Origin of the sequence: Streptomyces neyagawaensis (genome assembly GCF_023516595.1) — a bacterium.
GTDB classification, from domain to species: Bacteria; Actinomycetota; Actinomycetes; order Streptomycetales; family Streptomycetaceae; genus Streptomyces; species Streptomyces neyagawaensis.
The window spans coordinates 539031-552387 of sequence record NZ_JAMGBG010000001.1; the positions used below are offsets into that span (position 1 = coordinate 539031).

The following is a 13357-nucleotide window of genomic DNA, read 5'->3' on the forward strand; positions in this document are numbered from 1 at the left end:
GGGCGTGAAGGGAGTCGACAGTGATCGGATCAGCTGTGGAGGGGGTTGGCGATGGTGACGTAGACGGACTGGGTGTCGACCGGGCCGACGAGTTCGTCGAGGCCGTTCAGCCGGGTCAGCAGGTTGGCCTTGCAGCGCAGGACGGGTGAGTCGAGCAGCAGGGCCGGCAGGGGGGTGGCCAGCCGGGCGGGGCCGGTGGCGACATCGGTGAGGAAGCGGCGGAAGGCGGCGAGCAGCAGTCGCTCGTCGGCGAGGCCCTGCGAGCCGAACGCACCGATGAGACCGAGCACGTTGTTGATGCCGAGGTAGTAGGCGAACCGTTCGTCGGTGACCTCGTCGGAGACGAAGGTGTCGCTGTGCTCGCCGATGCCGGGGAGTCGGGCGTCGAGGTCCGCGCGGCGGGACTCGCGGAAGTAGTAGCCCTGGTTGTCGCGGTACCGCCCGCCCCTGGGCCAGCCGTCCGGGTCCAGCAGGAGGACGGTGTTCTGCTGGTGGGCTTCGAGGGCGATCCCGGCCTCGCTGTCCAGCCACAGCACGGGCCGCACAACCTGTTCCAGGTAGCGCAGGAACCACTCGGCGGCAACGGCACCTCGGGGACGGCCGGTGCGCCCGGCGAGCCGGGTGACGACCTCGGCGAGCCGGGACCGCATGGCGGGCCCCTCCGGAGGACGGTCGGCATGGCCGGACGCCTGCGAGGCCGCGTGGCGATGCGGCGCCCGGTCGGGGACGGAGACCCGCTGCCCGGGGATGCGGGTTGCCTGGTGCGCGCCATCCGGGTGGGGGCCTTCCGCGAACGGCCCGTCCGATGGTGGCCCGGCCGCGAGTGGCTCGTCCGCGTACGGCCGGTGCGCATGCTGCCTGCTTGCGTGCGGCCCGTCCGCGGGTGGCCCGCCCACTGGCGCTCGGTCCCTGTACGGCCTCGGTGATACGAGCCCCGCCACACAGCACGCGTCGTCCGCCGGGCCGAACGGGTTGTGCCGGATCACCACGTCCAGGCCGGACACGGGGTCGCCGCCTGGCGCGGTGACCGCCAGCCAGGCCGGGTCGCGGACGATGTCGAACCCCGGGTGGACGGCTTGCCACTGCTTGGCGAGACCGGTACGCAGCAGGCGGTGGACCTCGACGCCCCGGTGGAGTTCCTTGCGGAGGTTCTCCCGACGGGAGTTGGTGATCCGCAAGCCCAGCGACAGCTTCAGCATCGCGGGGGCGGCGGTGCCGTGCACGGTACGGACGGAGGAGGTGGGGTGCCACGGCGAGCCGTGGGGGCCGAGGTCGAGCAGCAGTCCGGCGTCGAGGAGGGCGGCGACGGTCGGGTGGTGCCGGACCTCGCGCCATTGCCAGGGGTGGACGGGCAGGGCGGCGTAGCCGTCGGGCAGCGGTAGGCCGGGGCCGGCCAGCCGTGCGCTCAGCTGCTCGGCCGGGACGACCCGGCCGCGCTCCGTCCACGCCGAGTCGGTCGACAGAACGGAGGGTGCGACAGCCAGCCAGTGCAAGGGGAAGGAGCCACGCGACTCGGGTGAGTAGAGCCGCGCCTCCGCCTCGGACAGCCCTTCCCGACTCTTCGGGGTGGGGTGCAGCGGATGACCGAGGACGAGGGCCTGCTCAGCGGCGAGGAACAGATCCGGCCCGTCATCCGGCCGGACCCGACGTTCGGCGATGAACCCGGCGACGCGCCGAGCGGAGTCGGCGACCCGGCCGACGAGGTCGAGCGAGTCGAGTGGGGCGGGCTGGCCGAGGAGGACCGACTGGTCGGGCGGGGCCGACTGGTTGTGCGGGGCCGACTGGCTGTGTGGGGCCGCTTCGTCGTGCGGGACAGGCTGGCTGCGCGGAGCCGCTCCGTCGTGCGGGACAGGCTGGCTGCGCGGAGCCGCTTGGTCGTGCGGAACAGGCTGGCTGCGCGGAGCCGCTTGGTCGTGCGGAACAGGCTGGCTGCGCGGAGCCGCTCCGTCGTGCGGAACAGGCTGGCTGTGCGGGGTCAGTGGGCTGAGTGGGACCGGTTGCCCAGGTTGGGCCCCTTGGCCGTGCGGTGTCGGCTGGTCATGCGGTGCCGCCTGCCCACGCCGGGCGGGCTGGTCGGCAGCCGACGGCACCTGGGGGCATGTCGCGGCGAGCCGCACTACGGCCACAGGCGAGTCGTCGTCCACCGCCGCGTCACCCGCACCCGGCACGGCCACTCCCGCCCCCGCCCCTGCCGCCGCCTCTCTGGACAGCAGCGCGGCCACCGTCACCGCGTCGGCGGCCGGTGCCGTCTCGGGGGCGTCGGCGAGGCGGGGGAAGCCGAAGCGGTGCCAGCCGGTCGGGGACCAGTAGTGGATGGGGACGAGGAGGGCCGTTCCGGTGGCGGGGAGGGGGATGCGGAGGGTGGCGTCGTCGGGGCGGGTGAGGTCGTGCTCGCGTACCCAGCAACGCAGCAGGTTCTCGACGGCCGCGGCCTGGGCCGCGATGTGCGGGTCGGGATGGTCCAGGAGCTCGGGGGTGGGGAGGGGCGGGTGCCCGGTGGCCCGGTGTCGGGAGGGCGCGTCTGTCGGCACGGCCTCGGGTTCGGGCTCGGCCGGGGTAACGGGCGCCCGCGGGGAGGGGGCGTCAACCTCGGACGCATCGGTGCGGCCTTCGGAGGCGGGGGTCGCGGTCAAGGTGATTCCTGGATGTGGTGGTCCTGGCGGGGGTGGTCGTGCGGTGGTCCGCGCGGGTGGTCGTGCGGTGATCCGCGCGAGGCGGTTGCGGTGGTGCGCGCGGGATGGTCGCGCGCTCGTGCGGCGGGAGTCAGGTGCGGGTCGGCGCGGGGAGAGCACATGGCGGGGGACGAGGCCGGGGTGGGGACAAGGCCGGTGCTGGACGTCCTCGGGGTCTGGGCGGACCGGCTGCCGAGAGGGCTGGTGGGGTGGCGTGGGGGTGACCCCACCGGCCGGTTGGCCGAGCCGCCGACGCCGACCGGTCGGCCGGGCTGCCCCCACCGGCCGGTTGGCCGATCCCCCCGCCGCCCGGTTGCCCGAGCCGCCCGCACCGGCCGCTTGACCATGCCGCCCGCACGCTCAGCCGCCGGGCGCGCGCCCCGGGTTCACGGCCGCCTCGTGACGTACGGCTCCCGGTCCTCGCGCCGCGGCGGCGGCCACGGAGGCGATCGCGTCGGTGAGGCGGTCGAGTACGGCGTCGGCCTGTTCGTCGGTGAGCGTCAGCGGAGGGAGGAGGCGTACTACGCCCGCGTGGCGGCCGCCCAGTTCGACGATCAGACCGCGGCTGAGGCACTCGCGCTGGACGGCGGTGGCGACGGACGGGGCGGGAGGGTGCGGGCCGGTGGCGCCGGTGGGCAGGGTCGCCTCGGGGTTGACCATCTCGATGCCGATCATCAGCCCCCGCCCCCGTACGTCGCCGACGCAGGCGAACTCCTCGGTGAGGAGGCGGAGGTGGGCGAGCATCCGGGCGCCCAGGGTCGCGGCGCGCTCGGCGAGGCCGTTCTGCCGGACGTAGGCGAGGGTGGCGGTTCCGGCGGCCATGGCGAGCTGGTTGCCGCGGAACGTGCCCGCGTGGGCGCCGGGCTGCCACACGTCGAGGTCGTCGCGGTAGACCACGACGGCCAGGGGAAGGCTGCCCCCGATGGCCTTGGAGAGGACCATGACGTCGGGAACGACCCCGCTGTGTTCGACCGCCCAGAAGCGCCCCGTGCGCCCCACGCCCGTCTGCACCTCGTCGGCGATCAGCGGGATGGACCGCGCGGCCGTGATCTCGCGCATCCGGCGCAGCCAGCCGTCCGGCGCCGGGATGACACCGCCCTCGCCCTGGACGGGTTCGAGGATCATTCCGGCGGGCGACGGGACACCGGACTTGGCGTCGTCGAGGACGGACTCCGTCCAGCGGGCGGCGAGTTCGGCCCCGCGTTCGCCGCCGATACCGAACGGGCAGCGGTAGTCCTGCGGATACGGCAGGCGGGCGACCCTCACATCGCCGGCGCCCCCGGACGCTTCGAGCGCCCCGGCGGTCATGCCGTGGTAGGCGCCGGTGAAGGCGAGCATCCCGGTGCGGCCGGTCGCCGCCCGTACCAGCTTGAAGGCGGCCTCCACCGCGTCCGTGCCGGCAGGCCCGCAGAACTGCACCCGGGCGCGGTCCGCGAGGCCGGGAGGGAGGGTGCGGAACAGTTCGGTGGTGAAGGCGTCCTTGACGGGAGTGGCCAGATCAAGGACGTGCAGCGGGGCGCCCGAGTCGAGGACCTTCCGGATCGCTTCGAGGACGACCGGGTGGTTGTGCCCGAGAGCGAGAGTGCCGGCGCCGGACAGACAGTCGAGATAGCGGCGGCCGTCCGCGCCCTCGATGGTCAGCCCTCGTGCCCGCACCGGCACGATCGGCAGAGCACGCGCATAGGTGCGCGCCGCAGACTCGCGCGCCGCCTGCCGCCGCAGGATCCCCTCGTGCGCCGAGCGCGCCCCCTCATACTCCCGCCGCACGGGCGCCCGTTCGTCCTCGTGTCCCGCGCGCGCCCCTTCGGACCCGCTCCCCACAGGTGCCACCGCAGACTCGGTCACCGCCACGACTACACTTCCTCCCGCTGCTCAGAGGCGAGTTGGCAGGGGTCACCGAGCACCGGCGGGTCCCCGCCCGTACCAACGACGCGGCACGCACTCGGAAGCGGGTGAGGCGAAGATCCTTGCCGTGACGGAACCGTTGCCGTTCCATCGGATGTCCCCCACAGGGACCGCATAGTGTGTGGTGCCGTTCCGGCGGGATGCCCGGCTCGGCGGATCCGTACCAAGCCGCGCGTACGGCGACCACGTACGAACACGTACGAAGAAGCAGACGTACGGGCCGAGCGCGAGTCGTGTCGGAGCCGTACGAAGAGGCGGCGGGCGTGCGGCAGGGCCATACGCGAACCGCTTCGGCAGCACAGAGTTCTTCAACGCCCCAGGGGAGTTCAGACCATGCGACCCATACGCCCGCTCTTCGCCGCTCGTCGTGGAAGGAGCGCGCGCCGCAGAACCTCCCCCGTCCTGGCAGCGGTCGGTCTCGCCACGGCCCTGTCGCTCACCGCCACCGCCTGCGGCTCGGGGGACACCACGGCGAACGCCGAGGCGTCGTCGTCCGCCCAGGACAACGGCGGCGACGGCAAGATCCGGATCCCGGACAACATCAAGGAAAAGCTCAAGGAACACGGGATCGACCTCGACAAGTGGCGGGGCGGGGCCTGGAAGAACTGGGACAAGGACGACTGGCTGCGCGAGGCCGAGGACTACGTCAACCCGATCATCGAGGACCTGTGGGACCCCGACCGGATGCGGGACGCCGAGGAGCCGGAGAAGGAGGTCGACGAGAGCGACCTCACCGGCGACCAGGGTGTCACCGACCCGACGCCGCAGGCCGTCCAGGCGGAGGCGGTGGCGACGAAGTACCACGCGAACGCGCCGGCGGCGGGCAAGGTCTTCTTCGACGCGCCCGAGGGCACGATGGTCTGCTCGGCGACGGTGGTGAAGGACCCGGCCAACCCGGGCAAGTCCAACCTCGTGTGGACGGCCGGGCACTGTGTGCACGCAGGCAAGTCGGGCGGCTGGTACCGCAACATCGCGTTCGTCCCCTCCTACAACGACAGCGGTCTGTCGGCGGCACAGATGCGGACGGCCACCAAGGATCAGGTCGCCCCGTACGGCATGTGGTGGGGTGACTGGGCGCAGACCTCGGACCAGTGGATCGAGCAGGGCGGCCAGAAGGGCGGCGACGGAGCGCCGTACGACTTCGCGGTCATCCATGTGACGCCGGAGGAGGGCAACGGCGGCAAGTCCCTGGAGGAGACGGTCGGTTCCGCGCTGCCGGTGGACTTCGACGCGCCGGCCGTACCGCAGGTGGACAGCATCACCGCGACGGGCTACCCGGCGGGCGCCCCGTACGACGGCGAGGCGATGTACCAGTGCACGGACAAGCCGGGGCGGCTCTCGCTCGTCGAGTCCGACCCGACGATGTACCGCATCGGCTGCACCATGACCGGCGGTTCGTCGGGCGGCGGCTGGGTGGCGACCGGCTCCGACGGCAAGCCGGCGCTGGTGTCCAATACCTCCATCGGCCCGGTGAGCGCGGGCTGGCTGGCCGGCCCTCGGCTGGGCAAGGAGGCTCAGGGCATCTACGACGCGGTGAGCGAGAAGTTCGCCCAGCGGTGATGTCGGGCACGCGGTGACGGCCGTGTGCGACGACGGTGCGGCGGCTGTCGGAAGGCAGCCGCCGAGGTATGGGGGAGGAGGCGCGCGGAAATATCGGCCGCACGCCCTGCGCGTATCCCCCAGCGCCCCCGCATAGTGGGCGTGACACAAGGAGCAGTTCCGACGGGGGTCGAGAACCATGCGCTTCTCATATCGGCGGCAATCCCTCCTCGCCGCCACCGGACTGATCGCGGTGCTCGCGCTGACGGCGACCGCCTGCGGCTCGGCCGACAGGGGCACGAGCGACAAACCCGACGTCGCCGCGTCCCGCACCGCCGACAGGGACGGCGACGGTGTCCCCGATGTCATCGCCGACCAGCTCGAGGAGCTCGGCGTCGACGTCGACGCCTGGCAGGACGGCGGCTGGAAGGACTGGGACGAGGAGCAGTGGCTCGGTGAGGCCGAGGAGTTCTTCAACCCGGTGATCGAGGACCTGTGGGACGCGGAGCGGATGCGTGAGGCCGAGGACCCGGCGAAGACGATCTCCCCGCAGGACGCCTCGGTCGACCAGGGCGTCAGTGACCCGCCTCCGGCCCCGGTCGAGGCGACGCCCGAGAAGACGCCGTACCACGTGAACGCCGGTCCCGTCGGCAAGATCTTCTTCGACTCTCCCGAAGGCGCGATGGTCTGTTCGGGCACCGTCGTCTCGGACGAGAACCGCCCGGGGCGGTCCAACCTGGTGTGGACCGCGGGCCACTGCGTGCACGCGGGCAGCGGCGGCGGCTGGTACCGCAACATCGTCTTCGTCCCGGCCTACAACGACCTCGGCAGGTCCGAGGAGGAGCTGGCCGCGGGCGCCCCCGCGGAGGAGGTCGCGCCGTTCGGCCAGTGGTGGGCGGACTGGGCCGCGACCTCGGACGAGTGGATCGCGGGCGGTTCCCAGGAGGGCGGCGCCGGCGCGGCGTACGACTACGCGGTCCTGCATGTGAAGCCGGAGGCGGGCTCCAAGTCGCTGGAGGAGACCGTCGGTTCGGCCCTGGACGTGGACTTCTCGGCGCCCGCCGCGTCCGGGATCGACTCGCTCGGCGCCTGGGGCTATCCGGCGGCACCGCCGTACAACGGCCTGACCATGTTCCGTTGCATCGACAGGCCCGGCCGGCTCTCCCTCGACGCGTCGCTGCCGACGATGTACCGCATCGGCTGCACGATGACGGGCGGTTCGTCGGGCGGCGGCTGGTTCCGGATGGTCGACGGCGCGCCCCGGCTCGTCTCGAACACGTCGATCGGCCCGGCCGACAACACCTGGCTCGCCGGACCCCGGCTGGGCAAGGGCGCCAAGGCGCTGTACGACGACCTGAGCATGTCGTACGGCGGCCGGTGAGCGGTTGCCCGTGAGCCGGGGCCGACGGACGGCGGTCAGCGAACGCCCCCCCCAGAGCGAACCTCCGCACAAGGCGAAGCCCGCACAACGCGAAGGCCCGCCCCTCGGCCGAGGGGCGGGCCTTCCTGGCGTGACGGGTCAGGCCGTCGGCGCCGGTACGTACGGTGCCAGGTCCGCCGCCAGTTCCTCGTGCACCCGGGCCTTGAGCAGGGTGCCCTCCGGGGTGTGCTCCTCGGAGATCACCTCGCCCTCGGTGTGGGCGCGTGCGACGAGCTTGCCGTGCGTGTACGGCACGAGCGCCTCGATCTCGACCGACGGGCGAGGCAGTTCGTTGTCGATCAGGGCGAGTAGTTCCTCGATGCCCTGGCCGGAGCGGGCCGAGACCGCGATGGAGCGCTTCTCGATCCGCAGCAGGCGCTGCAGCGTCAGCGGGTCGGCCGCGTCCGCCTTGTTGATCACCACGATCTCGGGGACGTTCGTCGCGCCCACGTCACGGATGACCTCGCGCACGGCCGCCAGCTGCTCCTCCGGCGCCGGGTGCGAACCGTCGACCACATGGAGGATCAGGTCGGAGTCGCCGACCTCCTCCATCGTGGAGCGGAACGCCTCGACGAGGTGGTGCGGCAGATGCCGTACGAAGCCGACGGTGTCCGCCAGCGTGTACAGCCGCCCGCTCGGGGTCTCGGCCCGGCGCACGGTCGGGTCGAGGGTCGCGAACAGGGCGTTCTCGACCAGGACACCCGCGCCGGTGAGACGGTTGAGCAGGGAGGACTTGCCCGCGTTGGTGTAGCCGGCGATGGCGACCGACGGAACCTTGTTCCGCCTGCGCTCCTGGCGCTTGATCTCGCGGCCGGTCTTCATCTCCGCGATCTCCCGGCGCATCTTCGCCATCTTCTCGCGGATCCGTCGCCGGTCCGTCTCGATCTTGGTCTCACCGGGACCACGGGTGGCGAGGCCGCCGCCCTTGCCGCCGCCCATCTGCCGGGACAGCGACTGACCCCAGCCGCGCAGTCGCGGCAGCATGTACTGCATCTGCGCGAGCGCGACCTGGGCCTTGCCCTCTCGGGACTTGGCGTGCTGGGCGAAGATGTCGAGGATCAGGGCCGTACGGTCGATGACCTTGACCTTGACGACGTCTTCGAGGTGGATGAGCTGCCCCGGGCTCAGCTCACCGTCGCAGATGACGGTGTCGGCGCCCGATTCGAGCACGATGTCCCGCAGCTCGTCGGCCTTGCCGGAACCGATGTAGGTGGCCGCGTCCGGCTTGTCGCGGCGCTGGATCACACCGTCGAGCACGAGCGCGCCCGCCGTCTCCGCGAGGGCGGCCAGCTCGGCCAGGGAGTTCTCCGCGTCCTGCGCGGTTCCCGTGGTCCAGACACCGACGAGCACGACCCGCTCCAGGCGGAGCTGGCGGTACTCGACCTCGGTGACGTCCTCGAGTTCGGTGGAGAGGCCCGCGACGCGGCGCAGGGCCGCACGCTCGGAGCGGTCGAACTGGTCGCCGTCCCGCTCGCCGTCGATCTCGAAGCTCCAGGCGACGTCCTCTTCCATCAGGGCATCGGCCCGAAGACCCTCGGGGTTGTTCTGCGCGAAGGCGCGCTGTGCGGCCTGGGAAGGGGATGAAGAGGAGGTCATTGGATCCTTACGTCGATGGGGGTACCGAAGGGGTGACGGATCTCGATCCGTCCATGGCGACAACGCCCGGGCCTGCCCGGAGATTCCCGGATGGGGCCTCGGCCGACCCGGGACCAGCCCCTGGGGGCCGGTCCACGGCTGACCGGGAGTGGGCCGCGCCGCCGACTCGAAGATGGTCGCACGGCACGCCTCGTCTCGTCACGCGGGTTACTTTCCCGTCTTCCGCTTCGCCGAAGCCTCGGCGGTGGCCGTCTTCCAGTCCGGATGCCCCGGCATCGGCGGCGTCCGCTCGCCGTGGAGCCAGCCCCGGAAGAAGGCGTCCAGGTCGCGTCCGGCGATCCGGGTCGCGAGCCGCTGGAAGTCGGCGGTGGAGGCGACGCCGTCGCGGTGGACGGCGACCCAGGCCCGCTGGAGCCGCTCGAAGGCGGGGCGGCCGATCTCCTCGCGCAGGGCGTACAGGACGAGCGCGGCCCCGTCGTAGACGTTCGGCCGGAAGATGCCGATCTTGTGGTCGACCTTGGGCACCTTGGGGGCCGCCGGCGGCCCCCCTGCGGCCCGCCAGCGGTCGGAGGCACTGTAGGCGGCCTTCATACGGGCCTCCATGGGCCGGCCGGCCGTCTCCTCGGCGTACAGGGCCTCGTACCAGGTGGCGTGCCCCTCGTTGAGCCACAGGTCGGACCAGGTGCGCGGGCTGACGCTGTTGCCGAACCACTGGTGGGCCAGCTCGTGCACCATGATCGACTCGATGTACCACTTCGGGTACTCGGCGCGGACGAACAGCTCCCTCTCGAAGAGGGAGAGGGTCTGGGTCTCCAGCTCGAACCCGGTCTGCGCCTCGGCGATGAGGACCCCGTACGTCTCGAACGGGTAGCGGCCGACCTTGCGCTCCATCCACGCGATCTGGGCCGGGGTCTTCGCCAGCCACGGTTCGAGCCGCTCGCGGTCCTTGGCGGGCACCACGTCGCGGACGGGCAGACCGTTCGGTCCGGAGCGGCGCACGACGGCGGAGCGGCCGATGGACACCTGGGCCAGTTCGGTGGCCATGGGATGTTCGGTGCGGTAGGTCCAGGTGGTGGTGCGCGGGCCGCGGCGCGTCCCGGCGTCCAGACCGTTGGAGACGGCCGTGTAGCCGTCGGGCACGGTGACGCGGACGGTGAACAGGGCCTTGTCGGAGGGGTGGTCGTTGCAGGGGAACACCACGTGGGCGGCGTCGGCCTGGTTGGCCATGGCGAGCCCGTCAGCGGTCCGCACCCAGCCGCCCTCCGCGTCCCCGCTGTACACGGGGTCACTGGTGTGCCGCACGGTGATGCGGGTCCGGCTGCCCGCGGGGAGCGGCTCCCGGGGGGTGATCACCAGGTCCTCGCCCGCGGTGGTGAAGGCGGCGGGCGACCCGTCGACCTCGACGGAGCTGACCTCGCCGTGCGTGAAGTCGAGGTTGACCAGGTCCAGCGGGGAGGTCGTGCGGGCGTCGATCGTGGTGACGGCCGTAAGGGGCTTGAGGTTGTCGCCGGTATAGGTGAAGGAGAGGTCGTACGACCGCACGTCGTAGCCGGGGTTGCCGAGGTGCGGGAAGAGGCGGTCGCCGACGCCGAGCGGGACGGCGGGCGAGGGGGCGCTCGCGGCGATCAGGCAGACGGAGACGGCGGAGGTGAGCAGCGCCGCCTTGGTACGGCGGGCCCTGAGGCGTGGGGTGAGCGGCATGGACCACCGCTACCAGCGCGCTCCCTGTCCGCGCCGCCGACTCGCAGCCGTCCCACCCGAACGAGCGGCCCGTCGGTCCGCCGAGCCGCCCGGCCCGCGGGTGGCTACGGGGTGGCCGCCTGGTGCTGGGGCCGGGCCACGTCGTAGACGCCCGCCACATCGCGCATGGCGCGCATCAGGTTCGGGAGGAGGGCGGCGTCCGGGAGCTGCACCGTGTACGTGTGCCGGACGCGCTGCTGGGTCGGGGGTTCGACGGTGGCGGAGACGATGGCGACGCCCTCCAGCGCGATGGCCTCGGTGAGGTCGGCGAGGAGGTGGGGGCGCTGGAACGACTCGGCGACGAGGGTGACCCGGAACTCGGTGGTGTCCCCCCAGTGCACGGCGATCTCCGCGCGCCCCAGGCCCTTCATGCGTGTGACGGCGGCGCACTCGACGCGGTGCACGGTCACCACTCCCCCGCGGACGGCGAAGCCGGTGACCTCGTCGGGCGGTACGGGGGTGCAGCACCCGGCGAGGCGGACGTTCGCTTCGGGCTGGTCGGCGACGACCACGGCGTTCGCGGTGTCCGAGGGCGCGGCGGGCTCGTCGTGGGCGGGGCGGGGGGCGGGCGCCCCGTCCTTGCGTTCGGCGTCGAGGGCGTCCGGCTCGTCGGCGGTGGACGAGGGGTGAGTGGCGAGCCAGCGCTGGATGGCGATGCGGGCGGCGGGGGTGTGGGCGTGCTCCAGCCACTCTCTGGAGGGCTCGGAGGCGGGGTCCTGGCCCATGAGGAGCTGGACGGTGTCGCCGTCCCTCAGGACCGTGCTCAGCGTCGCCAGACGGCCGTTGACGCGGGCGCCGATACAGGCGTGCGCGTCCTCGCCGTACTGGGCGTAGGCGGCGTCCACGCAACTGGCGCCCTCGGGGAGGCCCAGGGTGCCGCCGTCGGGTCGGAAGACGGTGATCTCGCGGTCCTGGGCGAGGTCCTCGCGCAGGGTGGACCAGAACATGTCGGCGTCGGGCGCGGCCTGCTGCCAGTCGAGGAGGCGGGAGAGCCAGCCGGGACGGGTGGGGTCGACGCGCTCGCCGTCGCCGTCGGCCCGCTCGCCGTCGGTCTGGTCCTCGGCGGGGGCGGCATAGGGGTTGCCGAGCGCGACGACTCCGGCCTCGGCGACCTTGTGCATCTGGTTGGTACGGATGAGGACTTCCGCGACCTGCCCGTCACCGCGGGCGACGGCCGTGTGCAGCGACTGGTACAGGTTGAACTTCGGTACGGCGATGAAGTCCTTGAACTCCGAGACCACCGGGGTGAGACAGGTGTGCAGTTCGCCGAGGACGGCGTAGCAGTCGGCGTCCTCGTTGACGAGGACGAGGAGCCGTCCGAAGTCGGTGCCGCGCAGCTGCCCGCGTTTTCGCGAGACCCGGTGCAGGGAGACGAAGTGGCGGGGCCTGATCAGGACTTCGGCCTGGATGCCGGCCTCGCGCAGGACGCCGCGCACCTCTTCGGCGATCTCGGCGAGCGGGTCGCTCTCCCGGGCGGCGTTGTCCGCGATCAGTTCGCGGGTGTGGGCGTACTCCCCGGGGTGGAGGATCGCGAAGACGAGGTCCTCCAGTTCGGTCTTGAGGGCCTGGACGCCGAGGCGTTCGGCGAGCGGGATCAGCACGTCACGGGTGACCTTGGCGATGCGTTCCTGCTTCTCGGGGCGCATCACGCCGAGGGTGCGCATGTTGTGCAGCCGGTCGGCGAGCTTGATCGACATCACGCGGACGTCGTTGCCGGTGGCGACGAGCATCTTGCGGAAGGTCTCGGACTCGGCGGCGGCGCCGTAGTCGACCTTCTCCAGCTTGGTGACGCCGTCGACGAGGTAGCGCACCTCCTCGCCGAACTCCTCGCGCACCTGATCGAGGGTCACATCCGTGTCCTCGACGGTGTCATGGAGCAGAGAGGCCGTCAGGGTCGTGGTCTCCGCGCCGAGTTCGGCGAGGATCAGCGTCACGGCGAGCGGGTGGGTGATGTACGGCTCGCCGCTCTTGCGCATCTGGCCGCGGTGCGAGGACTCGGCGAGGACGTACGCCCGGCGCAGCGGTTCGAGGTCGGCGTCGGGATGGTGGGCGCGGTGGGCCTCGGCGACATGGCTGATGGCGTCGGGCAACCGGTCACGGGTGGCCGGCCCCAGCAGTGCGGCACGGCCCAGACGGCGCAGGTCGATACGGGGCCGGCCCTTCCTGCGGTGCGCTGCGGGCGGCGCAGGGGCGGGCGATACGGCGGGGTTCGTGGCCTCCGCGCTCATGGGCACCTCCGGCTGCGTGGACCGGCGGACGGGTGCCCCATGGCGTGCGGCGGCTCAGGGATCGTGTCGTTCCCCCGTCCGTGCCGGTGCTTGATGCTACCGAGCCCATCACGCCCACCTGACCGCCTCTCGGCGAGCGTGAAACGGATCACCCATTAGAGCGAAGGTCCCGGTGTTTGCGGTTTCGAGCCACGCGACCCCGGCCCTGCCTGGGATTCGCACCCTTGAGCAGGGGTTCGACTCGCACACCTGTGGCA

Annotated in this window: 7 protein-coding genes; 2 read left to right on the plus strand and 5 right to left on the minus strand. The window is 72.4% G+C overall.

From position 1 onward, the window contains the following. Window positions 1-29: 29 nt before the first annotated feature. Entirely contained in the window at window positions 30-2633 is a 2604-nt protein-coding gene (locus tag M8J73_RS02220; protein WP_372503877.1) for an IucA/IucC family protein, read from the minus strand. Window positions 2634-3032: 399 nt separating this feature from the next. Next, window positions 3033-4439: a diaminobutyrate--2-oxoglutarate transaminase family protein gene (locus M8J73_RS02225; protein ID WP_240501514.1), complete on the minus strand. Its 1407-nt coding sequence runs from the start codon at window positions 4437-4439 to the stop codon at window positions 3033-3035. A gap of 471 nt (window positions 4440-4910) precedes the next feature. Between M8J73_RS02225 and M8J73_RS02230 the strand changes: the two genes are divergently transcribed. Together M8J73_RS02230 and M8J73_RS02235 are read left to right on the plus strand one after the other, a co-directional pair. After that, a complete protein-coding gene (locus M8J73_RS02230; protein ID WP_206187926.1) occupies window positions 4911-6137 on the plus strand; it encodes a trypsin-like serine peptidase in 1227 nt (408 codons plus the stop codon). Window positions 6138-6315: 178 nt separating this feature from the next. Next, window positions 6316-7497, plus strand: a complete 1182-nt coding sequence (locus M8J73_RS02235; protein WP_055540372.1) for a trypsin-like serine peptidase — start codon at window positions 6316-6318, stop codon at window positions 7495-7497. A 138-nt stretch (window positions 7498-7635) separates the two neighbouring features. Here M8J73_RS02235 and hflX read toward each other — a convergent pair whose 3' ends face one another. The 3 genes from hflX to M8J73_RS02250 form a co-directional block, all read right to left on the minus strand. Further along, a complete protein-coding gene (hflX, locus tag M8J73_RS02240) occupies window positions 7636-9132 on the minus strand; it encodes a GTPase HflX (protein ID WP_055540373.1) in 1497 nt (498 codons plus the stop codon). A 207-nt stretch (window positions 9133-9339) separates the two neighbouring features. Then, on the minus strand, window positions 9340-10833 hold the full coding sequence (locus M8J73_RS02245; RefSeq protein WP_249828154.1) for a M1 family metallopeptidase: 1494 nt from the start codon (window positions 10831-10833) through the stop codon (window positions 9340-9342). A 104-nt stretch (window positions 10834-10937) separates the two neighbouring features. Continuing rightward, on the minus strand, window positions 10938-13100 hold the full coding sequence (locus M8J73_RS02250) for a RelA/SpoT family protein (protein WP_249828155.1): 2163 nt from the start codon (window positions 13098-13100) through the stop codon (window positions 10938-10940). Between the last annotated feature and the right edge of the window lie 257 nt (window positions 13101-13357).

Excerpts from the sequence above, each read along its gene's own strand:
- M8J73_RS02230 (WP_206187926.1), top strand. The coding sequence starts at position 4,911 with ATGCGACCCATACGCCCGCTCTTCGCCGCTCGTCGTGGAAGGAGCGCG.
- M8J73_RS02235 (WP_055540372.1), top strand. The coding sequence starts at position 6,316 with ATGCGCTTCTCATATCGGCGGCAATCCCTCCTCGCCGCCACCGGACTG.
- hflX (WP_055540373.1), bottom strand. The coding sequence starts at position 9,132 with ATGACCTCCTCTTCATCCCCTTCCCAGGCCGCACAGCGCGCCTTCGCG.
- M8J73_RS02245 (WP_249828154.1), bottom strand. The coding sequence starts at position 10,833 with ATGCCGCTCACCCCACGCCTCAGGGCCCGCCGTACCAAGGCGGCGCTG.
- M8J73_RS02250 (WP_249828155.1), bottom strand. The coding sequence starts at position 13,100 with ATGAGCGCGGAGGCCACGAACCCCGCCGTATCGCCCGCCCCTGCGCCG.